The organism is Corallococcus sp. BB11-1 (assembly GCF_026626625.1).
GTDB lineage: Bacteria > Myxococcota > Myxococcia > Myxococcales > Myxococcaceae > Corallococcus > Corallococcus soli.
In genome coordinates, this window is record NZ_JAPNJY010000039.1 from 108394 (window position 1) to 131536 (window position 23143).

The 23143-nt window shown below is 71.8% G+C and carries 19 protein-coding genes; 5 read left to right on the forward strand and 14 right to left on the reverse strand.

Annotated features, from left to right (window positions below; all coding sequences use genetic code 11):
- Window positions 1-486 precede the first annotated feature (486 nt).
- From OV207_RS33010 to OV207_RS33030, 5 genes are all read right to left on the reverse strand, one after another.
- Entirely contained in the window at window positions 487-1929 is a 1443-nt protein-coding gene (locus OV207_RS33010; protein ID WP_267559066.1) for a sigma-54-dependent transcriptional regulator, read from the reverse strand.
- Entirely contained in the window at window positions 1926-4460 is a 2535-nt protein-coding gene (locus OV207_RS33015; RefSeq protein ID WP_267559069.1) for an ATP-binding protein, read from the reverse strand. The genes OV207_RS33010 and OV207_RS33015 overlap by 4 nt, the downstream gene beginning before the upstream one ends.
- Window positions 4457-6385, reverse strand: coding sequence for a selenocysteine-specific translation elongation factor (gene selB / locus OV207_RS33020; protein ID WP_267559071.1), 1929 nt, complete (start codon window positions 6383-6385; stop codon window positions 4457-4459). The genes OV207_RS33015 and selB overlap by 4 nt, the downstream gene beginning before the upstream one ends.
- Window positions 6386-6450: 65 nt before the next feature.
- Entirely contained in the window at window positions 6451-7152 is a 702-nt protein-coding gene (locus tag OV207_RS33025) for a phosphoribosyltransferase (RefSeq protein WP_267559073.1), read from the reverse strand.
- Window positions 7153-7336: 184 nt separating this feature from the next.
- Window positions 7337-8230 carry an Hsp33 family molecular chaperone HslO gene (locus OV207_RS33030; protein ID WP_193346806.1) on the reverse strand — a complete coding sequence of 298 codons (894 nt, stop codon included), beginning with the start codon at window positions 8228-8230 and terminating at the stop codon, window positions 7337-7339.
- 285 nt (window positions 8231-8515) lie between these two features.
- On the opposite strand from OV207_RS33030, the gene OV207_RS33035 reads away from it, so the two are divergent.
- Complete coding sequence (locus OV207_RS33035; protein WP_193346805.1) at window positions 8516-9202, forward strand: succinate dehydrogenase; 687 nt, start codon at window positions 8516-8518, stop codon at window positions 9200-9202.
- A gap of 94 nt (window positions 9203-9296) precedes the next feature.
- Here OV207_RS33035 and OV207_RS33040 read toward each other — a convergent pair whose 3' ends face one another.
- Both OV207_RS33040 and dacB read right to left on the reverse strand, forming a co-directional pair.
- Window positions 9297-9815, reverse strand: coding sequence for a single-stranded DNA-binding protein (locus OV207_RS33040; protein WP_193346804.1), 519 nt, complete (start codon window positions 9813-9815; stop codon window positions 9297-9299).
- Window positions 9816-10036: 221 nt separating this feature from the next.
- The gene (gene dacB, locus OV207_RS33045) at window positions 10037-12271 is read right to left on the reverse strand and encodes a D-alanyl-D-alanine carboxypeptidase/D-alanyl-D-alanine-endopeptidase (RefSeq protein WP_267559078.1); all 2235 of its coding nucleotides are present in this window, start codon (window positions 12269-12271) and stop codon (window positions 10037-10039) included.
- 156 nt (window positions 12272-12427) lie between these two features.
- Between dacB and OV207_RS33050 the strand changes: the two genes are divergently transcribed.
- The 4 genes from OV207_RS33050 (at window position 12428) to dtd (ending at window position 16320) form a co-directional block, all read left to right on the forward strand.
- Entirely contained in the window at window positions 12428-14050 is a 1623-nt protein-coding gene (locus tag OV207_RS33050; protein WP_267559080.1) for an ABC transporter substrate-binding protein, read from the forward strand.
- Window positions 14047-14961, forward strand: a complete 915-nt coding sequence (locus OV207_RS33055) for an ABC transporter permease (protein WP_193346801.1) — start codon at window positions 14047-14049, stop codon at window positions 14959-14961. The genes OV207_RS33050 and OV207_RS33055 overlap by 4 nt, the downstream gene beginning before the upstream one ends.
- Window positions 14958-15791, forward strand: a complete 834-nt coding sequence (locus OV207_RS33060; protein ID WP_267559083.1) for an ABC transporter permease — start codon at window positions 14958-14960, stop codon at window positions 15789-15791. The genes OV207_RS33055 and OV207_RS33060 overlap by 4 nt, the downstream gene beginning before the upstream one ends.
- A 67-nt stretch (window positions 15792-15858) precedes the next feature.
- The gene (gene dtd / locus OV207_RS33065; RefSeq protein ID WP_267559085.1) at window positions 15859-16320 is read left to right on the forward strand and encodes a D-aminoacyl-tRNA deacylase; all 462 of its coding nucleotides are present in this window, start codon (window positions 15859-15861) and stop codon (window positions 16318-16320) included.
- Here dtd and OV207_RS33070 read toward each other — a convergent pair.
- The 7 genes from OV207_RS33070 to OV207_RS33100 form a co-directional block, all read right to left on the reverse strand.
- Complete coding sequence (locus OV207_RS33070) at window positions 16317-17465, reverse strand: alpha/beta hydrolase family protein (protein WP_267559088.1); 1149 nt, start codon at window positions 17463-17465, stop codon at window positions 16317-16319. The two genes, dtd and OV207_RS33070, sit on opposite strands and share 4 nt — an antisense overlap.
- A gap of 175 nt (window positions 17466-17640) precedes the next feature.
- On the reverse strand, window positions 17641-18774 hold the full coding sequence (locus OV207_RS33075; protein WP_267559091.1) for an alpha/beta hydrolase family protein: 1134 nt from the start codon (window positions 18772-18774) through the stop codon (window positions 17641-17643).
- A 121-nt stretch (window positions 18775-18895) separates the two neighbouring features.
- Window positions 18896-19741, reverse strand: coding sequence for a hypothetical protein (locus tag OV207_RS33080; protein ID WP_267559092.1), 846 nt, complete (start codon window positions 19739-19741; stop codon window positions 18896-18898).
- A 24-nt stretch (window positions 19742-19765) separates the two neighbouring features.
- The gene (locus OV207_RS33085) at window positions 19766-20242 is read right to left on the reverse strand and encodes a PTS sugar transporter subunit IIA (protein WP_193346797.1); all 477 of its coding nucleotides are present in this window, start codon (window positions 20240-20242) and stop codon (window positions 19766-19768) included.
- A 241-nt stretch (window positions 20243-20483) separates the two neighbouring features.
- The gene (gene hpf / locus OV207_RS33090) at window positions 20484-21149 is read right to left on the reverse strand and encodes a ribosome hibernation-promoting factor, HPF/YfiA family (protein WP_193346796.1); all 666 of its coding nucleotides are present in this window, start codon (window positions 21147-21149) and stop codon (window positions 20484-20486) included.
- 218 nt (window positions 21150-21367) lie between these two features.
- On the reverse strand, window positions 21368-22249 hold the full coding sequence (locus tag OV207_RS33095; RefSeq protein WP_267559108.1) for an SDR family oxidoreductase: 882 nt from the start codon (window positions 22247-22249) through the stop codon (window positions 21368-21370).
- Between the two features lie 90 nt (window positions 22250-22339).
- Window positions 22340-23137: a hypothetical protein gene (locus OV207_RS33100; protein WP_267559109.1), complete on the reverse strand. Its 798-nt coding sequence runs from the start codon at window positions 23135-23137 to the stop codon at window positions 22340-22342.
- Between the last annotated feature and the right edge of the window lie 6 nt (window positions 23138-23143).

Genomic DNA, 23143 nt, shown 5'->3' on the forward strand with positions numbered 1-23143 from the left:
TGGCCCGTGGCGTCATGGGCCGGCGTGCATTGCAGAAGTGAAATGGACGGAGACCGCTGTGTCCGCGCCTCCACCGGCTGGGGCGCGGCGTGGGCTCAGGGAGCGGAAAAGAAGGCGGCCCGGCACCCGTGAGGGTGTCGGGCCGCGGGTCTTCTCAAGGTGACGCACCGGAAGTGCTGAAAGGGTGGGGGGGAACCACTTTCAGCCTCGCTTCGATGCGTCCCGGACCAGGGCTATAGCAGGTGCCGTGCCAGCCCCTTCGCGGGGCGAAACTCTAGAGTTCTCAGGCACTTGGACGACAGGGCGACACTGCGCCCCCACCCTTCCGGCATTGCAGGGCTGAAATCAGGTTTCAGATTTGAAAAGCCCCAACAAATCCAAGGGTTTGTTTTTTTCATCCTTGAACGGGCCCGATTTCGGATCTGCACTCACCCTGAAGGGGGGTGGGACACCGCCGGGACACCCGCCCCCGGAGGTCACCTGCACCTACTCGCGGGGGGCGCCGGTGGGAGGCCGGAGGTTGAGGCGCTTCATCTTCCGCCACAGCGTGGTGGAGGAGACGCCCAGCTCGTCGGCCACGCGGGCCAGGTCCACGCCGTGGCGGTCCAGGGCCTGGACGATGGCGCGGCGCTCGGCCTCCTCCACCACCTCCGCCAGCGTGGGGCCGGTGGCCTCCGGACCGCTGGCGCGGGCGTCCGTGGGGGGCAGGCCCGTGGAGGTGGCGGCCGGCAGCACGCGGGCCTGGGGGCGCAGCGGGAAGTCCTCGGGCAGCAGCTCGTCCGCCTCCGCGAGCGCGGCGGCCTGCTCCACCAGGTTCTCCAGCTCGCGCACGTTGCCGGGGAAGTTGTACGTCATCAGGTGCTCCACGGCGGAGGCGGACAGGCGCCGGGGCCGGGGGCTGCGGTTGTTGGAGCGTTGCAGGAAGTGCTCCGCCAGGGCGGGCACGTCCTCCAGACGCTCGCGCAGCGGGGGCACGCGCAGCATCACCACGTTGAGGCGGTAGTAGAGGTCCTGGCGGAAGCGCTTCTCGCGCACCTCCAGCTCGATGTCGCGGTTGGTGGCCGCCGCGATGCGCACGTCCACGCGCAGCGCGGTGGACTCGCCCACGCGGCGCACCTCGCCGTCCTGCAGCGTGCGCAGCAGCTTGGACTGGAAGGTGGGGCTGGTCTCCGTCACCTCGTCGATGAAGAGCGTGCCGCCGGACGCCTCCTCGAAGAGGCCCCGGCGCGTCTTCACCGCGCCGGTGAAGGCGCCCTTGGCGTGGCCGAACAGCTCACTCTCCAGGAGCGTCTCGCTGATGGCCGCGCAGTTGACGGGCACGAAGGGCTGGCCGCTGCGCCGGCTGTGCGTGTGGAGGGCCCGCGCCACCAGCTCCTTGCCCGTGCCGCTCTCGCCCTGGATGAGGACGGTGGCGTCGCTCTGCGCGACGCGCAGCAGGCGCGTGGTGAGCTCCCGCATCGCCTGGCTGCGGCCCACCAGCGCGGACAGGCCGTGGCGCTGGTTGAATTCGGTGGCGAAGTTGTCCACCGCCGACTGGAGCTTGGCCCGCTCCAGCGCGCGCTCCACGCGGTAGCGCAGCTCACCTTCCTTGAAGGGCTTGGTGACGTAGTCGTACGCCCCCAGGCGCATGGCCTCCACCGCGCTCTCGATGGAGCCGAAGGCCGTCATCATGATGGCCTGCAGGCGCGGGGACACCTCCAGCCCGCGCTTGAGCAGCGTGAGCCCGTCCATGGGCTCCATCTTCAGGTCCGTGAGCAGCAGGTCCACCTGGCCCTGCGCGAGCACCCCCAGGGCCTCCTCGCCGGTGGCGGCCTCGGAGACGGTGTAGCCCTCACCGCGCAGGAGCAGCGCGGTGGTGGCGCGCATGTTGCGCTGGTCGTCCACCACGAGGATGCGTCCTCGGGGAATCGGCGTGGTCGCGTCGGTCATGGAAAGGACAGGGGCTGCGTGAGGGGCAGCCGGAAGATGAACGTAGTACCGCGTCCCGGCACGCTCTCCACGGCGATTTCGCCGCGGTGATCCTCCAGGATGCGCTTCACCACGGCCAAGCCCATGCCGGTGCCCTGGGCCTTGGTGGTGAAGAAGGGTTCGAAGACGCGGTGGAGCAGCTCGGCCGGGATGCCCGGCCCCTGGTCCATCACGTCGATGCGCAGCTGTTCACGGCCGCCGTACGCCTCGCGGCGGGCCTTCACCTGCACCTGGCCGCCCTGGGGCATGGACTGGATGGCGTTGACGGCCACGTTGAGGAGGGCCTGGCGGATGAGACGCCGGTCCATGGGCACCGGGGGCATGCCCTCCTCCACCTCCGAGGAGATGCGCACCGGCCGCTCCGTGGCCCCCTGCGCCTTCGCCGCCTCCAGCGAGTCCTGGAGCACGCGCGGCAGGTCCTCGTTCTGGAGCACCGGGTTGCGCGGGCGGGTGTAGTCCAGCAGGGCGCCCACCATCCGGTTGAGGCGGTCGCTCTCCTCCCCCACGATGTCCAGCAGCATGGCGGCGTCCCCCTCCGGCTTCATGATCCGCCGCAGCGACGCCACCGCGTTGAAGATGACGCCCAGGGGGTTTCGCACCTCGTGCGCGACGATGGCGGACAGCTCGCCCAGGGCCGCCAGCCGTTCGCGCTTCACCATCTCCGCGCGCGTGGCGGCCAGCTCCGCGTAGCTGGCCCACAGCGATTCGTACAGCCGCGCGTTGGCGATGGACAAGGCCAGCTGTCCGCATGTGGCCTCCGCCAGGTCGATGAGCTCCGGGCCGAAGGGACGGGGGCCGCGCACGTCGTCCACCATCACCACGCCGATGAGCTCCTCGCGCGACGTGAGCGGCAGGCCCAGCAGGGCCTTCTCCCCCAGCCGCTCCACGAGCCCGGTGCCGGTGGACGCGCCCCCCCGCGTGAGGTCCTCGATGGCGATGGGCTTGCGCTCCCGGGCCACGCGCGCGGCCAGGTCGTCGCTGTCGAGCGGCACCACCACCGTGCGGAACAGGTCCCGGTGCGCCACCGACGCCGCCGCGCCCCGGAGCACCTTGGCCTGCTCGTCGTAGAGCAGGATGAAGCAGTTGGACACGTCCAGCAGGTGCACGAGGAAGTCGGACGCGACGTCCAGGATGCTCGCCGTCTCCAGCACGCCCGACGTGGTGCGCGCCAGGTCCAGCAGCAGGCGCGTCTCCGTGAGCTGGCGCGCGGACTCCGCCCGGAGGCGGCGCTGCTCCAGCAGCGTCACCAGCAGCTCCGCCAGCGTGGCCAGCAGCCGCGCGTCGCGCTCGTCGAAGGGCTTCTCCTTCGTGCGCAGCGCCTGCACCGCGCCCACGCCCTCGCCGCCCCGGGTGAGCCGCGCCGCCGCTCCGGTGCCGAAGCGGCCCTGGGACAGCGTCTCCAGCATGCGGCCCTGGACCTCCGAGGACACCACGCCCCCGTCCAGCCGGAGCGACGAGGTCGCCAGCACGGCCGTGAGGCGCTCCACGTCCACGCCGACGCCCACCTGGCCTTGGGCCTGGCCCTCGTCCTCCAGCCCCACCTGATGGGAGAGCTGGGGAGGCTGGCCCGGCGCCGGCACCAGGTGCAGCGCCACCGCCTGGGCCTTCAGCAGCTCCGCCACCCGGGCGAGGAACCGCTCCGGCGGCGGAGGCACCGGCTGCGCCACGAAGCGCGCCATCTCCGCCACCGCCTCCACCTCCCAGCGGCTGCGGGCGCCGTCCGCCTGCAGGTGCACGTCCGCGAGCGCCGCGCCCACCACCTTCGCGAACAGCGTCAGCACCGAGCCATGCCGGGGCGCCACCCACGGCCCCGCCACCCACAGCACCTCCGACTGCGGCCCGCCCACCGGCAGGTACGCGTGCGTGGGCTCCGCGTGGTCCGCGCCGCCGAACACCGGCCGCCCGTCCGAAAGCGCCTCCAGCGCCAGGTGCGCGTCCGCGGGCGGGGACACCCCGTCACGCACCACCAGCCGCGTGCCCTCCCAGCGCAGCAGCCGGGCCCGGAACCCCGCGCCCTCCAGGCCCGCCAGCGCCACGCGCCGCACCGCCTCCTCCGAGCGCGCGGACACGAGCCCCGCGGACGTGTCCACCAGCCGCTCCGCCACCGCCAGTTCCAGGGGCCGCTGCGTCTGGACGAGGCAGCAGAGCAGCAGCCCGTAGCCCCCGCCTTCCAGTCGCACCTGCGTGGCCTGCACGGAGACCTCCGTCATGCGGCCCTGGGTGCTGGTCACCCGGTAGAGCTGCGTGCGCCCGTCCAGCGGCGAGCCCGTGGCCAGCCGCTGGTAGCGCTCCGCCAGGCGGCTGCGCTCCTCCGCCTGCACGAAGTCGAGGAAGGAGTGGCCCTCCACCTGGTCGCGGGGGAGGCCCAGCAGTTCGGCGTACCCGTCGTTGCAGACGCGCACGCGCCCCTCCCCGTCCAGCACCAGCACGGGGTTGGCGAAGGGCTCCACCAGGGCGCGCAGCGCCTGCTCGCTGTAGGTCTTGGGACTCATCCGCGGCGCAACACCCGTTTGTCACCCACCCTCAACGTCACCTTCTCCCGGTCGAAGTACTCCGACAAGGGGATGATGAACTTGCGACTCTGTCCCACCAGGTCATTGAAGCCCTGCGTGGTGATCTCCTTCTGCTCCCGCAGGTGGGCCACCAGCCGCTCGCGCAGCCCCGCGAGGGCGTTCGCGTCGAAGCACAGCTCCTCGCTCACGCGCACCCCCGTGCCCTGCGCCACCAGCACCTTCATCAACTCCTGGAGCCTCGCCGGTGGCAACCCCAGCTTCTGGGCCAGCTCCGTGGCGGTGGGAGGCGCGAGGCCCGCCGCGGACAGCTCCGCCGACAGGCGCATGCGCGCGGCCTCGTCCCCCAGCGTGAGCGTGCGGCCCCGGCCCTGGAGGCGCACCAGGTCCTTCTCCGCGTCCACCTTCCCGGCGTCCCCCAGCGCCTGCACCACGCGCTGGAAGAGGCGCGCGTCCAACTGCGCGGACAGCCGCTGGCGGAGCTCCTCGCGCGACAGGCCCTCGCGCATGGGCTCGCGCTCGTGAAACGCGGCGAGCAGCGCGAGCGAGCGCTGACGCAGGCCCTCGAACACCTCCTGGGAGACGTACAGCCGCCGCTCGCGGTCCACCAGCAGCACCTGGCCCTTCGCCCCCAGCAGCTCCAGCGTGCGCGCCAGCACCTTCTGCGAGAGCCCCGAGCGGCCGAACAGCTCCGTCTGCGTGAGCCCCGCGTAGCCCGCCTGCCGCAGCAGCCACGCCACCTGCCCGGCCGCGTCCGCCTCCACCAGCGGCCGCACCACCGCGGACGCCCCCCGGCGACGGCGCGGCGGGGTGATGGACAGCACGCGGCCTCCGGCCACCGTGGCGCCCCGGCCCGGCAGCGCGCGCGAGCCGCGCAGGATGAAGCGCTGCCCCACGAGCGCGCCCACCGGCGCCGCCAGCCGCAGCTGCGCGAGCGCCGTCTCCCCGGGGGCCAGCGACTCCAGGTCCAGGAGCGCCACCGTGGCCTCCACCTGCGCGGTGCCCAGGTGCAGGAGCAGCTTGCGGCGCTTCGGCAGCGGGGAGCCGGCCGCGGGCAGCAGCGCCAGCTCCACGTCCAGCATGGACGTCTCCGGCAGCTCACCCGCGCGCGTGAGCACCCCGCCCCGGTGCACGTCCCCGGGCTCCAGGCCCGTCACGTTCACCGCCGCGCGCTGCCCGGCCTCCACGCGCGTCACCGGCCGGCCATGCACCTGCACGCCCCGCACGCGCAGCGGCCCCGGCCGGGCTCCGGGACCGGCGGGCAGCAGCGACACCGCGTCGTCCACCGTGAGAGCACCGGACAGGAGCGTGCCCGTCACCACCGTGCCGAAGCCCTTGATGCTGAAGGCCCGGTCCACCGGCAGGAACGCGGGGCCCTCCGAAGGACGCGCCGGCAGCGAGCCTCCCGCGCGGCCGAGCGCCGCCTTCAAGTCCGCGAGGCCCGCGCCCGTCCTGGAGGACACCGGCACCACGGAGGCGGACTCCAGGAAGGTGCCCGCGGTGAGCGCGGCGAGGTCCGCCTCCACCAGGGCGCGCCAGTCGTCCCCCAGCCCCTCCAGCAGGTCCGCCTTGGTGAGCGCGACGACGCCCGCCTTCACGCCGAGCAGCCGGCAGATGTCCAGGTGTTCGCGCGTCTGGGGCATGACGCCCTCGTCGGCGGCCACCACCAGCACCGCCAGGTCCACGCCGCCAGCGCCGGCGGCCATGGCCTTCACGAAGCGCTCGTGGCCGGGCACGTCCACCACGCCCGCCACCTGCCCGTCCGGCAGGGGCAGGTGCGCGAAGCCCAGCTCCAGGGTGATGCCCCGCCGCTTCTCCTCCGGGAGCCGGTCGGTGTCGATGCCGGTCAGCGCCTTCACCAGGGACGTCTTGCCGTGGTCGATGTGCCCCGCCGTCCCGATGATCATCGCCGCGTCAGCGCCCTTCCGTCATCGCCGGGGCCCCTGGCCGACCAGGGCCCCCGGCCGGCCGACTAGGCCCCGGCCTTGTCGGGGTCGTCGTCGAAGTGCGCCTCGGCCATCACGGGCTCGTAGTCCCAGGGGAAGACGAAGAGCGAGTCGGTGGACATGCCCACGTGGTCCGGCGTGAAGCCCTCCGGCCGCGCCACGAGGCACGCCGTCTTCACTTCCTTCGCGCCCACCTTGCGCGCGAGCGCCGTCGCCAGCTCCAGCGTGTCCCCGCTGGACGCGATGTCGTCCACGATGAGCACGCGGCAGCCCTTGAGCTCCAGGGGCATCTCGTCGCTCACCTGGGGCTGCTGGGCGCGGTTCTTCGCGCGGTCCGCCTTGTCACGGCTGCGGCGGCTGATGCGCACGGGGAAGAACTTGACGCCGAGCGCCCCCGCGAGCGCTCCGCCCACGAACACGCCGCCGTGGGCCACGCCCACCACCAGCTGCGGCTCCCAGGCCTGGCGGATGGTGCGCGCCAGCTTCTGCACGGAGCGGTCGAACTCCGCCCACGTCAGCTCCACCACGCCGTTGGACTTCTGGCGGGACTGGTCGCGGCCGGTGGGCTGGCGCGGGGCTTCGACCTGGGGCGCGAGCACCATGTCATTGGGAATGGATACAATCCGCTCCGCCCCCTGCTTCTGGGAGTCGGACGGCGTCGGGGACTTCAGGGAAGGGTTGCGCTGGTCCTGGGACTTCGGCCCAGGCGCTGCCCGCTTGGTGGCCACGGCGAAAGCTCCGGGTGAGGTGCGGCGACCTCTGTCATATCCCGGGCACCGCGCACCCGCCACAACCGCCGCGCCTGCTCCCCCAACGGGGGTGGGGCGCTGAAACATCCTCCGGTGCCGGAGGATGTTTGTCTTCAAGACACCGGGCTTCCCCGGCGCCCGGGGAGCGCCGGGGCGCGCGGGCTCAGACGCTGCCTTCGGCCAGCATCTGCGAAATCTCCGCGCCCGGGATGACATAGCGCGTCGTGCAGAACTGGCAGGTGGCCTCCGCCTGGCCTTCCTTCTCCAGCAGGTCCTGCAGCTCCTCCTTGCCCATGGCGAGCAGGGCGAGCTTCACGCGGTCGCGGCTGCACGAACAGGTGAAGCGCAGGGGGTAGCGCGACATCACCTCCAGGTCCGCCTCCGGCACCAGCGAGCGCAGGAGCGTCGTCGCGCTGTCCTCCGCGTGGGCCTGGACCGCCGTCTGGAATTGCGCCCGCAGGCGGGTGCCCAGCGCCTGGAAGGCGTCCCTGTCCCCATTGGGCAGGGGCTGCACGAGCAGGCCCACCACCGTCCCCAGGGGGTCCTCCTTGCCGTCCACCACCCCCGGCAGCTGCGCCATGAGCAGGTGCGAGGGCACCTGATCCGACTGGTGGAAGTAGCGCTCCAGGTCCGCCACCAGGTCGAAGTGCTCCAGCTCCACGGACGAGCGGTAGTACTCGCCGCCCCCCTGGTCGCGCAGCACGGACAGGAAGCCGTGGTTCCCCAGCACGGGGCGCCAGTGGTACTTCCCTTCAGTCCCCACGTACTCCACCAGCGTGTTCTTCACGTAGCCGCGCACGACGCCGTTCGCGTCGCCGTCCACGAAGAGGCCGCGCAGGGGGCCGTCGCACTCCAGTTGCAGGTTGATCCGGGAGTCCGTGCCCTTGCGGAGGGCGCCCATCAGGGCGGCGGCGGTGAGGCCCTGGGACAGCAGGGCGGCGGAGGCCGGCATGCTCTGGTGCGCGGCGCGGGCCTCGCGGGACAGGACGCTGGTGGTGGCCAGCATCAGCCGCAGGTCCGAAGCCTTCAACAATCCACTGACGAGCTCATCGGGCATGAGGAGGCTTGTTAGCGCGCCCCACCCGTCCGTGCCCACCTGTGAAAGTGGGGCGGGGGCGGGCCGCCCGCGCGCCTGCCAGCAGCCGGGCCAGGGGGATGGCATCGGCGGGGCTTATGAGTCGGTGTGCCCCGGCTGGCACGCCCGGGCATGCCCGGATGCGGAAGAAATCCAGCCAGCGCTACGGAACAGCTATAAACCGCCTCCTGGCCGTCGCACTGGCCCTGACTTGGGCGCGCGGGGGTTCCTCCACCCCACCATCCGCGCGCCCGCGCTGGAGACTCGATGAGCACCCAAGCCACCGCCGAAGCCATCACCGACCGGACGCCCCTGTTGAAGTCGCGGCTGGGCTCGTTCCTCGCCGTGGTGCCCCTGAGCATCTGGGTCATCAACCATCTGTGGGACAACCTGGCCGCCTTCCGCGGCGCGGCGGCCTGGCAGGAGTCGGTGACGGAGTACGCGAACCCGTTCGCCCAGGCGTTCACGTTCATCATCGTCATGCTGCCCCTGCTCATCCACACGGCGTGGGGCCTGGTGCGCATGTTCAGCTTCAAGCCCAACAACCTGCAGTACAACTACTACGGCAACCTGAAGTACCTGGTGCAGCGCGTGGCCGGCCTGGGCGTGCTCGCGTTCCTGGGCGCCCACATCTGGCTGGCCTTCCTGCAGCCGCGGTTGATGGAGGGGCACGCGGAGCCGTTCTCCGACATCGCGCGGGAGATGCACCACCACGGCCCCACGCTGATGGTCTACCTGCTGGGCACGCTGGGCACCGCGTACCACCTGGCCAACGGCCTGCAGACCTTCGCCATGAGCTGGGGCATCGTCGCCAGCGACCGCTCCATGCGCCGCCTGGAGCCCGTCACCATCATCCTCTTCCTCGTCCTGCTGGCCATGGCCTGGGGCAGCATCTACGCCCTCTACACCGCTGGCGCGGCCTACAGCCCCGCGGGCCTGGACGTCGGCGGCTGAGCAGGACGCCGCCGTCGGACCCCGGAAACACGACCGGCCGCCCCTGACTTCCAGGAGCGGCCGGTTCGCTTTTCAGGGGGTGTCGCCCAGGGCGTCAGAACGGGATGTCTTCGTCCGCGCCGCCGCCGTGGCTGCCACCGCCCATGCCGCCGTCGTCCATGCCCATGGGGGGCTGGCCGTAGTCGTCCCCGCCGCGAGCGGGGGCGCCGTTGCCCTGCGAGCGGCGCCCGCCACCGGAGCCGCCGGAGCTGGCCCCGCCGCTGTAGCCCTCGCCGGCGTCACGTCCGCCGAGGAAGGTCACGGAGGTGGCGACGACCTCGGTGGTGTAGTTCTTCTTGTTCTCCTTATCCATCCACTCCCGCGTCTGCAGCCGGCCCTCGACGAAGCACTGCCGTCCCTTCTTGAGGTACTCGCCGCACAGCTCCGCGAGCTTTCCCCAGACGACGATGCGGTGCCACTCGGTGCGCTCCTGCTTCTGGCCGTTCTTGTCGTTCCAGCTCTCGCTCGTGGCGATGCGGAAGTTCGCCACGGCCTGACCGCCCGGGGTGAAGCGCACCTCGGGGTCCGCGCCGAGATTGCCGATGAGAATGACCTTGTTCACGCCTCCAGCCATGGTTCCTCCCTACCGAGACCTGGCCCACCAAGGGCCAGGTACAACCCGCGAGGACACACGCCCCGACAGGTCCTTCAGGCCATAGCATCCACCACTGACATTCCCCCGGCCAGAAACCGGCCACGGAACGCGCGGACGCACGCCCGCCCGTCCCCCAGGCGGGAAGCCCCGGGATTCCGGGGGGTTGGACGGGCGGTGGGCGGCGGGAGGAGAAGGTGCTGCTACCCGCCGGGGCGGGACTCCGCGGTGGTGGGCGCGCCGGGGGTGGCGGACGCGGGGGCGATGACCTCCACGGGCTGGGCCTTCATCGCGCGGGCTTCCGCGGACTTGGTGGTGAGGGTGGTGTCCAGGCCCTTGGCGAAGCTGGCGACCTGGGGGTCCGTGCCCGTCGCGCCCAGCTTGCGCAGCGACTTCCAGAACGGGTGCTCCGTGTCGCCGTTGCGCACCAGGCCCCGGGCCAGCAGCGTGGTGGCGGCGTCGCGCTCCGCGGGGCTGGAGGCGCGCAGGGTGGCCACCAGCTCCTGGGGCGCCGTGCGGGCGACCTCGCCCATGCCGCTGGCCATCTCCCCCTGGGCCTCCACGTCGCCGGAGAGGGCGGAGGCGCGGCACAGCTCCATCACCCGGGCCAGGGCCTCCGTGTTGCCGCCCGCGGCCAGCTCCACCATGGAGCTGACGCCGGGCACGCCGACCTCCAGCGTGTGCGCCACCTGCCGCAGCCGGCCGTAGACGTCGTCGCCCGCGGAGTAGCTGTCCAGCAGCGTGCGCGTGCCCAGGTAGTCGTGCGGGTTGGACTGGTAGAGGCTCTCCGCCAGCACCGCGCGCACGGCGGGGTCGCGCTCGCTGCGCCACGCGGTGCGCAGGAAGCCGATGTTGCGTTGGTCGCGCTGCTTGCCCAGCTCCAGGTACGTCTTGATGCGGTTGGCGACGTCCGCCGTGGCGCCCGCGACGACCTTGGGCCCTTCACCGAGCGCGGCCACCGCGGTGCCCGGCCCCAGCGAGGAGCCGGTGGCGGCCACCGCCGCGCCCAGCGCGTCCATGCCCGCGACGACGGGGCCCGCGCGGCCCGCGTAGTCGTTGACCATGATGGAGAAGGAGAACTTCTCCCCGCCCGCGGACTGCACGTAGCCGCTGAGCGCGGACACGCCTTCCAGGGTGCCCGTCTTGGCGCGCAGCCGGCCCACGGCGTCCGTGCCGTCGAAGCGGTACTTGAGCGTGCCGTCCTTGCCGGCGATGCCCAGCGAGGACAGGTACTCCGGGGCCAGCGGGAAGCGCTCGTACATGTGGCGCAGGAGCCGGTTCATCTGCGCGGCGGAGAAGCGGTTGGCGTCGTTGAGGCCGCTGCCGTTCTTCATCACGTAGGTGCCGCGCGGCAGGCCCACGTCGCGCTCCAGGAACTCCTCCACCACGTCGACGCCCTTGGCGAACGAGCCCGGCGCGCCGCGCAGCTCCGCGCCCATCGTCTTGAGGAGCATCTCCGCGACGAAGTTGCTGGACAGCTTGTTGAGGCGCTTGAGGACGATGTCGAACGTGTCCGACTGGGCCACGTACACCACGCGGGCGCGCGAGGGCGTCAGGCCCTGCTTCACCTTGCCCTTCACCTTCACGCCGCGCGAGATGAGCAGCTGCTTGAGCGTGCCGCCGAAGTACAGGGGCGGGCTGTCGATCTTCTTCCAGACGCTCACGGCGCCGCGCTCGTCGGGCACCTGTCCCTTCACGATGATCTTCTGCCGGTCCCCGAGCGCGTCGGACTTCACGGACACGCGCCGCGCGCGGCCGGGGCCGCTGGTGACGGAGCTGTCCACGACGAAGAAGTCGCTGGGCGGCTCCATGTCCACCACGGCCTTGCCGCCAGTCCCGGCGCGCACGTAGACGGCCACCGCGTTCCAGTTGAGGCTCACCGCGCCGGTGGGCGCCATGTACGCGCGGTCGGAGTCCTCCTGGTCATAGCCGGGCGGGGTGCGCTCGGGGTCGAACCAGGAGTCGTCCACGACGATCTCCTGCACCTCGCGCAGGCCGGCGTGGAGCAGCTCGGAGGTGATGCCGTAGAGGCGCTCGGTGGTGATGGTGGGGTCGCCCTTGCCACGCACGTAGAGCGTCTTGACCTTGCCGTCCGCGGGCAGCTCCGGCTCGACGAGGAACTCCGTCTCGTAGCGGAACTCAGGCCCCAGGGCCACGAGCGCGGCGGAGGACGTGACGAGCTTCACGTTGGAGGCGGGGTTGAGCAGCTCGTCCGCGTTGTGGCTGAACACCACGGAGCCGTCGTCCAGGCTCTGCATGTGCACGCCGACGCGGCTGCTCTTGAGCGCGGTGCGCTGCATCACCTGGACGAGGGCGTTCTTCAGCGCCTCGCGCTCCGCCTTTTTGGGGGTGGACGGCGACGCCGCGAGGGTGGCGGACGGCAGCCACAAGGCAATGGCGGTCGCTGCCCAGAAGGGTCTGGCTCGAAAAACCTGCACGCACGCTCCGGGGAAGTCGCGTTCCATTATGAAGAAGGGATGAAAGGGGCGGCAAGGGTGGGGACCCGGCGATCTGCACGCCTGGGCGCTCGCTCCTCCAAAAGAAGGCATGCCCGCCTGCCTGCTTCCTGGAAACCAAGAGGATGCTGTCGCAGCATGGGCGCCTCCCCTGACATCCGCTGCGTGACAGAAGCCATGCCTCCCCTGCCCTTCCGCGCCGCCCGGTGGCCCATCGCCCTGCTGGCCCTGATGCTTTACGCCGGCTGCCGCGAAAAAGCGCCCCCGGCTGGAATCACGGTGCTGCTGGAGGCGCCACCGGACAGTCTGGATGACCGCTTCGCCCTCACGGCCCATGGACAACGGCTGGCGCAGCTCATCAGCCCGGGGCTGCTCACCTTCGACGACGCCAGCGCTCCGGTGCCCCAACTGGCGGAGTCCTTCCGCGACGTGTCCCCCACGGTGGTGGAGTTCGTCCTGCGGCCCGGCCTCACCTTCCACGACGGCACCGCGCTCACCGCCGAGGACGTGAAGGCCACCTATGACCGCCTGCGCGACCCGACCCTGGGCAGCCCCAAGCGCGAGCGGTACGAGCCGCTGGACCGGGTGGAGGTGGTGGACGCGCGCACGGTGCGCTTCCACCTGAAGCGCCCCTATGCGCCCCTGCTGGCGGAGCTCTCCGCGGCCATCCTCCCGGCGGAGCGGGCCGGCCCTGGCGGCATCGAGGCCCAGGCCGAGCACCCGGTGGGCGCGGGCCCGTTCCGCTTCGAGTCCTGGCCGGACGAGGAGCACCTGACGCTCACGCCCTTCGCCGGCTGGCACGGGGGGACGCCCGCCGTGTCGCGGCTGACGTTCCGGGTGGTGCGGGATGAGACGACGCGGGTGCTGGAGCTGCTCAAGGGCCGGGCGGACCTGGTGGTCAACGCGGTGTCCCCGGCGGTGCTGCCCACGCTGCGCAAGGCGCCCCACCTGCGCGTGGTGACGAAGCCGGGCACGGGCCTCACCTACGTGGGCCTCAACCTGCGCGAGGGGCCGCTCGCGGACGAGCGCGTGCGCCAGGCGCTGTGCCACCTCATCGACGTGCGCCCGCTGGTGGAGCACAAGCTGCACGGGCTGGCGGAGCCCGCCTCCAGCATGCTGCCCCGCGCGCACTGGGCGTTCACGGCCACGCCCGCGTGCGGGTACTCGCCGGAGGAGGCCGCGCGGCTGCTGGACGCGGCGGGGTATCCGGATCCGGACGGGCCCGGGGGCAAGCCCCGGCTGACGTTCACGTTCAAGACGAGCACGGACCGGTTCCGGCGCGCGGTGGCGCTGGTGCTCAAGGAGCAGCTCGCGCGGGGCGGCGTGGCCATCGAGGTGCGGGCGCTGGAGTTCGGCACCTTCTTCGAGGACGTGCGCAAGGGCCGCTTCGAGCTGTTCACGTTGAAGTGGGCCGCGGTGATGGAGCCGGACCTGCTGCGGGGTGCGTTCCATTCCGGGAACATCCCCGGGCCGGAGAACCACTGGGGCGGGTTCAACCGGGGGGCGCTGAGGGCTCCAGCGCTGGACCGCTTGCTGGACGCGGCGACGCAGGCCTCGCGTGAGGAGCGGCGGGCGCTGTACGCGCAGGCGCAGCAGGAGCTGGACGGGCTCCTGCCCATCATCCCCCTGTGGCACGAGGCCAGCGTGGCGGTGGTGTCCTCGCGGCTCGCGGACTTCGTGCCCAGCGCGCACGGCCTGCTCACGCCGCTGGCGAGGGCTCGGGAAGTGATGCCCACGGCCGACATGGGGAGCGCTCCGTGAGGAACCGCCTGGTGTCGGCGGCCATCGCGCTCGTGGGCGCGCTGCTGCTGGTGTCGCTGTTCCTGTACCTCGTGCCCGGCGACCCGGTGGACGTGATGCTGGGCGAACAGGCGACGCAGGTGGACCGCGCGGCGCTGCGGCGGGCGGTGGGGCTGGACCTGCCGTGGTACGCGCAGCTCTGGACGTTCACGCGCGACCTGATCACAGGGGAGCTGCGCACGTCGCTGCCTCCGTTCCAGCGCAAGGTGCTGCCGGCCCTGGGCGCGGCGCTGCCGTACACCCTGCTGCTCACGGTGGCGGCGATGGCGGTGTCGCTGGTCATCGCGCTGCCGCTGGGCGTGATGGCGGCGGCGCGCCGGGGCACCCCGGTGGACGCGGCGGCGATGGGCGTGTCGGTGGCGGGGGTCGCCCTGCCCCGCTTCTGGCTGGGCCCGGTGCTCATCATCCTCTTCGCGCTGAAGCTGGACTGGCTGCCCGTGTCGGGCGCGGAGTCGTGGCGGCACCTCATCCTGCCGGCGTTCACCCTGGGCACCGCGCTGGCCGCGTTCCTCGCGCGGATGACCCGCGCGACGATGCTGGAGGCGCTGCGGGAGGACTACGTCACCGTGGCGCGGGCGAAGGGACTGTCGCCTCGCGCGGTGCTGTGGAGGCACGCGTTCCGCAACGCGCTGCTGCCGCTCGTCACGGTGCTGGGCCTGGAGTTCGGCGCGCTGCTGGGCGGGGCCATCGTGACGGAGAAGGTGTTCGCGTGGCCGGGCATGGGCACGCTGCTGCTCACCGCCATCGAGAAGCGCGACTACAACACCGTGCGCGCCACGGTGCTGCTCTTCACCTTCTGCTACGTGCTGGTGAACACGCTCACCGACGCGGCCTATGCGTGGGTGGACCCTCGCGTGCGGAGGCGCTCATGAGCGGGCATCGACGTTTCCGCCTGCGGTCGTGGGGCGCCCGGTTCGGGCTCGCCGTGGCGTGCGTCTGGGTGTTCACCGCGCTGTTCGCCCCGTGGCTCAGTCCCCACCCGCCGGACGCCATCGACCTCACGAACGAGCTGGCGCGGCCGGGGCCAGGGCACCTGCTGGGCACGGGAGAGAACGGCATCGACGTGCTCACCCACGTGCTGCACGGGGCTCGCGTGTCGCTGGAGGTGTCCTTCTTCGCGGTCCTGCTGTCGGGCGTGCTGGGCATCACGCTGGGCGGCATCGCGGGGTACGCGGGCGGGCTCGTGGACGAGGGGCTGATGCGGCTGGTGGACGTGCTGCTCGCCTTCCCCGGCATCCTGCTGGCGCTGTTCATCACGTCCGTGCTGGGCCCCAGCCTCACCAACGTCGTCTTCGCCCTCTCGTTCACCGGGTGGACGGGCTACGCGCGGCTCACGCGCGGTCAGGTGCTCACCCTGCGCGAACGCGACTACGTGCAGGCCGCTCGCGCCCTGGGCAGTGGCCCGGGCCGCATCCTCGTGCGGCACGTCTTGCCGAACGCGGCGGGGCCGCTGCTCGTGCAGGCGACGTTCGCGCTGCCGGGGGCCATCGTCGCGGAGGCGTCCCTGAGCTTCCTGGGCCTGGGCGTCCCACCGGGCACGCCGTCGTGGGGTGCGCTGGTGGACCAGGGGACGCAGTACCTGCTGGTGGCGCCACACGTGGCCCTCTTCCCCGGCATCGCGCTGGCCGTCACCGTGCTGGGCTTCAACCTGCTGGGGGACGCGCTGCGCGACGCGATGGATCCGCGCCACCAGGGGTCGTGAGTCGCGCTTGAAGCCCCGGGTCCGCCCTGGCAGGAAGCACGGGCGGGACCTCCGGAGGTGATGCGCGATGAAGGCCGTGGTGCAGCGGGTGCTGGAAGCGTCGGTGACGGTGGACGGCCAGCGCGTGAGCGAGATGGGCCCCGGGCTGCTCGTGCTCCTGGGCGTGGGCAAGGGCGACACCGACGCGGACCTCGCGTGGATGGTGGAGAAGCTGGCCCTGCTGCGCATCTTCGAGGACGCCGACGGGAAGATGAACCTGTCGCTGGAGGACACCTCCAAGCAGCTCATCGTCGTGAGCCAGTTCACCCTCTACGGGGATGCGCGCAAGGGCCGCCGGCCCAGCTTCATCGACGCGATGGAGCCGGTCGCGGCCAAGGCCCTCTACGAGCGCGCGTGTGAAGCCCTGCGCAAGCGCGGCCTCACCGTGGGCACCGGCATCTTCGGCGCGGACATGAAGGTCGCGCTGGTGAACGACGGGCCCGTCACCATCCTGCTGGAGAGCCCGCCGAAGGCAGCGCCCCCGATCTAACGCACGTCCAGCGTGCGCCGGAAGAACGCCAGGCCCTCCGCCTTCGTGCGCGCCTGTGACGCCGCGCGCGTCCCCGCCACCGGGTCCTTGCACAGCATGGCGATGACCTCGAAGCCCTTCGGGTAGCACTCGGGCAGGAAGGTGAAGTGGCCCGCGTCGTCCAGCACCACCGTCGTGGTGGTCGCCGGGGGCAGCCGCCTGGACAGCTGCATGCCGTGCGCCTCGTGCGGCATCAGCTCGTCGCCCTTCGCGAGGATGAGCGCCACGGGCCGCTGGATGTCCGCCGTGTCCTGCGCCTCGAAGGAGGCCGCCATGCCCGGAGCCATCGCGAAGGCGGACTTCACGCGCGGGTCCAGGTACGACGCGCGCGACTCCTTCATGTCGATGCGGCGGTAGTCCACGTCGCGCAGGGCTTCGCAGCCAATCTCCTCGCGGGTGCCGGGCGTCGTGCAGCGCTCTTCAATCCACTCCAGGTTCAGCCGCAGCCCCACCAGCGCCATCGCGGTGTAGCCGCCCATGGAGTGCCCCGACGCGCCGATGCGCTCCGCATCCACGCGCGGGCCCCACTTCGGATCCTTCAGCAGATTGTCCAGGATGACCGTGAAGTCCTTCGGCCGCTCCCAGCCGCGCGCGAAGCCCTCCGGGCTCGTGTCCTTGTAGGAGTTGCCCGGGTGGTTCAGCGACAGGACGATGAAGCCGTGTGCCGCCAGGTGCGCGCCGAACCAGGACAGGTCGATGCCGGAGCCTCCGCTGCCGTGCGACAGCAACACCAGCGGCCAGCGCGCCTTCGCGTCCGACAGCGGCGCGTCCTTCGCGCCATAGAAGGGCTTGAACACGTCCGAGGGCGCGCGGTCATCCACCGGCGTGCCGGGCGCCACCGGGTACCAGATGAGCGGCTTCAGCGTGCGGCGCCGCGCCGCGTCCTCGAAGGAGAGTGACTGGGTGACGCCCACCGCGTAGGCCGCGTCCTGGCCGTAGAGCGACGCGACGTCCGTGCGCGGAGTCTCGGTCGCCTTCTTCGAGCAGGCACAACCTCCCGTGAGCAGCGCCGCGGCGACGAGGACTCCGCCCGTCATCCGGCGGAGCAGGAACCCCGGGTGGGTGATGGATCCGACCTGGGAGGGACGTCGCGAGCGGCGGTGCATGAACAGCTCCGGACAAGGGGGCGGGCGGCCGGAGCATGACCGGGAATGGCGAAGCAAGGGAACCCGGAACCCGACGCAGGCCACGCGACCGGCCCGGACGAGCCACGCGCCGGGGCCAGCGCGACCACACACCGTGCCCGGAGGCAGGAGGCACTCCGAACCACGGGCTCCGTGCTCAGCGGACGTCCAGCGCGCTCCGGAAGAACGCCACCGCTTCCGCCTTCGTGCGCGCCTGCGAGGCCGCGCGCGTGCCGGCCACCGCGTCCCGGCACAGCTCCGGCGTCACCTTCAGCCCCAGCGGGCTGCACTCCGGCAGGAAGGTGAAGTGCGCGGCGTCGTCCAGCACCACCGCCTTCGCCCGGGGCAGCAGCCCCGCCAGTCGCAGGCCGTGCTCTTGATGCGGCATCAGCTCGTCGCCCTTCGCGAGCAGCAACGTCACCGGCGCGCGGACGTCCTCCAGGTCCCGGACCTCGTAGGTGCCCGCCATGCCCGGCGCCATCGCGAAGGCCGCGTGCACGCGCGGGTCCTGATACGAGGCACGCGCCACCGCCAGGTCGATGCGGCGGTAGTCCACCTCGCGCAGCCCTTCGCAGCCGGGCTGCTCCCGGGTTTCAGGCGCCGTGCAGGCCTTCGCGATGCTGCCCAGGTTCAGCCGCGCGCCCACCAGCGCCAGCGCCGTGTAGCCGCCCATGGAGTGCCCCGATGCGCCGATGCGCTCCGCGTCCACGCGCGGCCCCCACGTCGGATCCTTCAGCAGCTGGTCGAGGATGACCGTGAAGTCCTTCGGCCGCTCCCAGCCGCGCACGTAGCCCTCCGGGCTCGTGTCCCCGTAGGTGTTGCCCGGGTGGTCCACCGACACGACGATGAAGCCATGCGCCGCCAGGTGCGCGCCGAACCACGCCATGTTCAGGGCCGAGCCCCCATTGCCATGGGACAAGAGCACCAGCGGCCAGCGCGCCTTCGCGTCCGACACCGGGGCGTCCTTCGCCGCGAGGAAGGGCACGAAGATGGCCGACGTCTCCTGCTCCACCATGCGCGTGCCGGGCGCCGCCGGGTACCAGAGCACGGGCTTCAGCGTGCGGTGTCGCGCCGCGTCCTCGAAGGACAGCGCCTGCGTGACACCCACCGCGTAGGCCGCGTCGCCGCCGTAGGGGGAGACGGGCGCCCCGGAGGACGTGGGCGCCGGAGCAGCCTCGCGGGCTTTCGAGGTGGCACAGCCGCCCATCACCAGGGCCGAGACGACGAGGAACGCGCCGGGGATGCGCTGCGCTTGTGAACGCGAGGAATCTCTCAGGGAGCGACGGAACATGGGCGGAATCCTCCAGGCCGTGGAGCCGACCGGGATGTGGGGGGAGCGAGGCCAGGACGGGGACCGGGCCCCTGCCCCACCTACGCTTCGACCGGAGGCCCATTGCCACGGGCCCGGGCCCTCACAGCCGGACGGTGGTCCCTCGCGTCACCAGCGCCGCCAGCCCCTGCTTCGTCTGCGCCGCCGTGCGCAGGTGCAGCGTGAGCGCGCCCAGCTCGCGGATCCACGTGGCCGCGTTCGGGCCCAGGCCGGAGAACAGCACGGAGAGCGGCGGCGGCTGGGCCACGCGGCCCGACCAGTACCCCAGCACCTCGTCGCGCTCCGGCAGCGTCGGCAGCTTCATGCGCTCCTGTTCGCGCGTCAGCAGCCGCTCCAGCTTGCGCGGCAGGTTCACCTGCCAGTGCGCCACCGTGCGCGCCGGCCTCCAGGCCCAGTCCGCGAAGGCGAACCGCTCACGGACCGCGTACTCGCCCCGGCCCTGCGTGATGAAGACGCGGTCCGGCGGGAACTCCGGGAACGGATCCCACTGCCCGGCCAGGAGCGACGCCAGGCCCTGCTCTCCCGGCGGCCTCAGACGGAAGGAGTCCCGCACCGCCCGCGCCGCCCGCGTGTCCCAGTACGGATAGGCCGGGTCTTCCACCATCAGCGCCAGGTTCAGCGCCTCATCCCATTCGTCCGCGTAGCCCCCGTGCGCGCCCGCCACCTCCCAGCCACCGGGCGCCTCCTGCCAGGGCTGGAAGACGAGCCGGTCCACCAGGTCCATCCACCCGTCCGAGTCCAGCGACCCCACGCCCCCCGGCAGCGCCGACATGGCCAGCCGCTGGCACAGCGTGAAGGCCTGGGCGTCCCCCAGCTGGCTGGCCAGGGCCTCCAGCGCGCCGGAGGCATCCCCCATGGCGCGCGCGAAGAACGGCAGCACCTGCTCGTGGAAGAAGCGGTCGTTGATGGGGCGCAGGACGACGTCCATGCGGGGCGCCTTCCTGCGGGGCCGTCAGGGCCGCGCGTCTTCCTGGACGATGAGGGCGTGGATGTCCAACGCCGTGGGCGCTTCCAGGATGGCCGCCCGGAAGCGCGGGTTCTTGAACAGGCGCGAGATGCGGGCGAGCGCCTTCAGGTGCACCCCCGCGCTGTTCTCCGGCGCCAGCAGCGCGAAGAACAGGTGCGTGGGCTTGCCGTCGATGGCCTCGAAGTCCACCCCCGCGCGGGACACGCAGAAGGCCGCCTGGAGACTGCCCATGCCCGCCAGCTTGCCGTGGGGGATGGCCACGCCCTCGCCAATGCCCGTGCTGCCCAGCTTCTCCCGCTCCTGAAGCACCGCGACCAGCCGGTCCTCGCTCAAGCCCTGTTGCATCAAGCCCGGATGCGCACGCGCCAGCGTGGCACTCAGCTCGCGCAGCACTTCCGGTTTCGTGCGGGCCTGCATGTCCGCGACGACTGCTTGGGGGCTGAGGAATTCGGTGATTCTCAATGGCGCTCCCGCACTGGCGCTCCGGGCCGGCAATGATTCCTCGGCCGGCAATTACTCCTCACACTGGATTCGCGCAAGGGTCGCCTGGGTGGTGGAAAGCGCTTCGCTCACTGCGCATCAGCGCCCCGGGGCTCCGCGGCCTGCCAGAACCCCCGGGGCGTCCCCCTTTGCCCACGGCTTCCCTTCCCGCCCCCCGCGCGTGAGCGGCGTGGGGGGCGGACCGGACTCAAGACCTGGAAGGTCAGGTGCCGGTGGCGGCCACCGGCTCGGAGGGCAGGTGCGGTTCGATGAGCCCGAACCCGCCTTCCTTGCGGCGGTAGACGATGGACAGCGCCTGCGACTGCTGGTTCTGGAACACGTAGAAGTCGTTGTTCATCAGGTTCATCTGCATCACCGCGTCGTCCACCGACAGCGACTGGATGGCCAGGTGCGTGGTGCGCACCAGGCGCGCGATCCCCGACTCGGCCGCCTGCGCGGTGTCATTGCTGGTCCCGGCGGCGGACGGCGGCGAGGCCTCGGCGGGCTCGGTGGACTCCAGCGACTCGGAGACCTCGAAGACGTCGTGGCGGACCTTGAGGCTGTTCACCAGGTCCAGGCGGTGGTGCACCTTCTCCTTGCCGTGGTGCGACTTGAGCTTGTCGCGGTAGCGGCGCAGCTGGCGTTCGATCTTGTCCATCGCCAGGTCGATGGAGGCGTACATGTCATCGCTCTTCTCGCGTCCCCGGAGGATCCAGGCGCCCGAGTGGATGGTGATGTCCGCGTGGTGCAGGTGCCGCTCCAGCGAGAGCACCACGTGGGCCTCTCCAGCCCGGTCCAACAGTCGGTTCACCCGATCGACCTTTTCACGGGCGTATTCCTTCAGGGAATCCGACGCTCCGAACTGACGGAAGGTGATGTTGAGCTGCATGCGTGGCCGCCTCCTAGGGAGAGAGGTAAGCTCCGTCACAGATCAGAGACGGAGCCCACGCCGAAAGCAACCCGTCCCTCCACGTAGGAACTTCCCGTCCACGACACGCGGCCGCGCAAGCGACCGCCAGAGGACACGTCTTGTGTCCGCTGGCTGGCACCTGGAGGGGATTCCGACCCGGGTCCCATTTTCCGGCCCGGGACGCCAGACTCACCCTCTCACGCGAGCAGCATTCCGCCGGTGACGCCCAGCACTTCGCCATTGACGAACCGGGATTCGTCGCAAGCGAGGAAGACGTAGGAGGGTGCCAGCTCCGCGGGCTGCGCGGGCCGCCCGGTGGGGGACTGCTTGCCGAACTCCTTCACCTTCTCCGCGTCGAAGGACTGCGGGATGAGCGGCGTCCACACGGGGCCGGGCGCCACGGAGTTCACGCGGATGCCCCGGCCGATGAGCTCCTGGGACAGGCCCTTGGTGAAGGTGACGATGGCGCCCTTCGTGGTGGCGTAGTCGAGGATGGACGGCGTGGGGTTGTAGGCCTGGATGGACGCGGTGTTGATGATGGTCGCGCCCTCCTTCATGTGCGGCAGCGCGTGGCGGACCAGGTGGAACATCGCGAGGATGTTGACGCGGAAGGCGCGCTCCACGCGCTCGGCGTCCAGCTCCTCGAACTTCTCCACCGCCTTGCCCTGGAAGGCCGCGTTGTTGACGAGCACGTCGATGCGCCCGAAGCGCTTCACCGTGTCCTCCACCAGCTTCTTGCAGGTGGCCTCCAGCGCCATGTCGCCCGCGAGCGCCAGCGCCTGCCGTCCGGAGGCCTCCACCACGCGCCGGGTGTGGTTCGCGTCGTCGCCTTCGTTGAGGTAGGCGAACGCCACGTCCGCGCCCTCGCGCGCGAAGGCCAGGCACACCGCGCGGCCAATGCCGCTGTCGCCGCCCGTCACGAGCGCGACGCGGTCCTTCAGCCGCCCCAGGCCCTTGTACGACTGCTCGCCGTAGTCGGGCTCCGGAGACATGGCGCCCTCGTGCCCTGGCGCGGGCTGCGTCTGCTCGGGGAACGGCGGCTGGGGACCGGCGGTGCGGGGATCGGGATTGCGAGCCATGGCATCACTCCGTGAGGAAGGAGACGTTTCCACACGGTGGAGGCGGTGGCCCGGAGCGGCAATCCAGCCGGGGCCGCCTGCCCGCCCGCTTCAGGGCACGACGGCGATGACGAAGTCCTCCGAGTGGAAGATGGTGCCGTCGCACGACGCGACGCCCGAGCACTCGCGCACGATGCCCGCGAGGCTCGCCTCCAGGCTGAGCAGGTGGTTCGCCTGGGGCGTGGTGGTCGGAATCGTGATGCCCACCTTGCCGCCCTCCTGCGTGGCGGTGAGGGTGCCGGGCGCCCTGCCCCCCTCGCGCATCAGCACGACGCTCACGGGCCCGGGCACCTCCGAGGCCGGCTCCCAGAGGAACGTGTACGTCTGTCCCACGCGCAGCTTGTCCGGGGTGCCCTCGCCCTGGAACGCGAAGCGGCGCTTGGCCTTGGCTCCCTGGAGCACCAGGCGCACGGTCTGGGTGGCGTCCTGGAGCTGCACGGTGATGTCGCCCACAGGCTCGCGGCTCCAGGCGCCCGGGTCGTAGTTGAAGTAGGCGCGGCTGTTCTCGCACGCGTCCGCCCTGCCCCCCACGTCCGACGCGCCGCCCGGCACCAGCGTCATGGGCTGGCCGTTGAGGGTGGCCGTCACGTCGTCCGCGAAGCGGGAGCACGGGCCGTCCACCACGGAGTAGCTGACGGTGAAGCGGTGCGCGCCCTGCGCGTCCGGCGTCTCCTCGTCGTCCACGTCCGTCAGCGCGTACGTGAGCGTGCGGCCCGACAGCTCCGCGAGCGACATCACCTTCGTCTCACCGCCGGAGCACCCCACCAGCGACAGCGACACGAGCGCGCCCAGGGCGCGGATTCCACCAACGTTCCAGCGGGACAACAGGAGGGACACGGGAAGGGACATAGGGCC

What these genes read in the sequence shown, in the direction of transcription:
- OV207_RS33010 (WP_267559066.1), bottom strand. Translation starts at nt 1,929, where the DNA reads ATGACCGACGCGACCACGCCGATTCCCCGAGGACGCATCCTCGTGGTG.
- OV207_RS33015 (WP_267559069.1), bottom strand. Translation starts at nt 4,460, where the DNA reads ATGAGTCCCAAGACCTACAGCGAGCAGGCGCTGCGCGCCCTGGTGGAG.
- selB (WP_267559071.1), bottom strand. Translation starts at nt 6,385, where the DNA reads ATGATCATCGGGACGGCGGGGCACATCGACCACGGCAAGACGTCCCTG.
- OV207_RS33030 (WP_193346806.1), bottom strand. Translation starts at nt 8,230, where the DNA reads ATGCCCGATGAGCTCGTCAGTGGATTGTTGAAGGCTTCGGACCTGCGG.
- OV207_RS33035 (WP_193346805.1), top strand. Translation starts at nt 8,516, where the DNA reads ATGAGCACCCAAGCCACCGCCGAAGCCATCACCGACCGGACGCCCCTG.
- OV207_RS33040 (WP_193346804.1), bottom strand. Translation starts at nt 9,815, where the DNA reads ATGGCTGGAGGCGTGAACAAGGTCATTCTCATCGGCAATCTCGGCGCG.
- OV207_RS33050 (WP_267559080.1), top strand. Translation starts at nt 12,428, where the DNA reads ATGGGCGCCTCCCCTGACATCCGCTGCGTGACAGAAGCCATGCCTCCC.
- OV207_RS33060 (WP_267559083.1), top strand. Translation starts at nt 14,958, where the DNA reads ATGAGCGGGCATCGACGTTTCCGCCTGCGGTCGTGGGGCGCCCGGTTC.
- dtd (WP_267559085.1), top strand. Translation starts at nt 15,859, where the DNA reads ATGAAGGCCGTGGTGCAGCGGGTGCTGGAAGCGTCGGTGACGGTGGAC.
- OV207_RS33070 (WP_267559088.1), bottom strand. Translation starts at nt 17,465, where the DNA reads ATGCACCGCCGCTCGCGACGTCCCTCCCAGGTCGGATCCATCACCCAC.
- OV207_RS33075 (WP_267559091.1), bottom strand. Translation starts at nt 18,774, where the DNA reads ATGTTCCGTCGCTCCCTGAGAGATTCCTCGCGTTCACAAGCGCAGCGC.
- OV207_RS33080 (WP_267559092.1), bottom strand. Translation starts at nt 19,741, where the DNA reads ATGGACGTCGTCCTGCGCCCCATCAACGACCGCTTCTTCCACGAGCAG.
- hpf (WP_193346796.1), bottom strand. Translation starts at nt 21,149, where the DNA reads ATGCAGCTCAACATCACCTTCCGTCAGTTCGGAGCGTCGGATTCCCTG.
- OV207_RS33095 (WP_267559108.1), bottom strand. Translation starts at nt 22,249, where the DNA reads ATGGCTCGCAATCCCGATCCCCGCACCGCCGGTCCCCAGCCGCCGTTC.
- OV207_RS33100 (WP_267559109.1), bottom strand. Translation starts at nt 23,137, where the DNA reads ATGTCCCTTCCCGTGTCCCTCCTGTTGTCCCGCTGGAACGTTGGTGGA.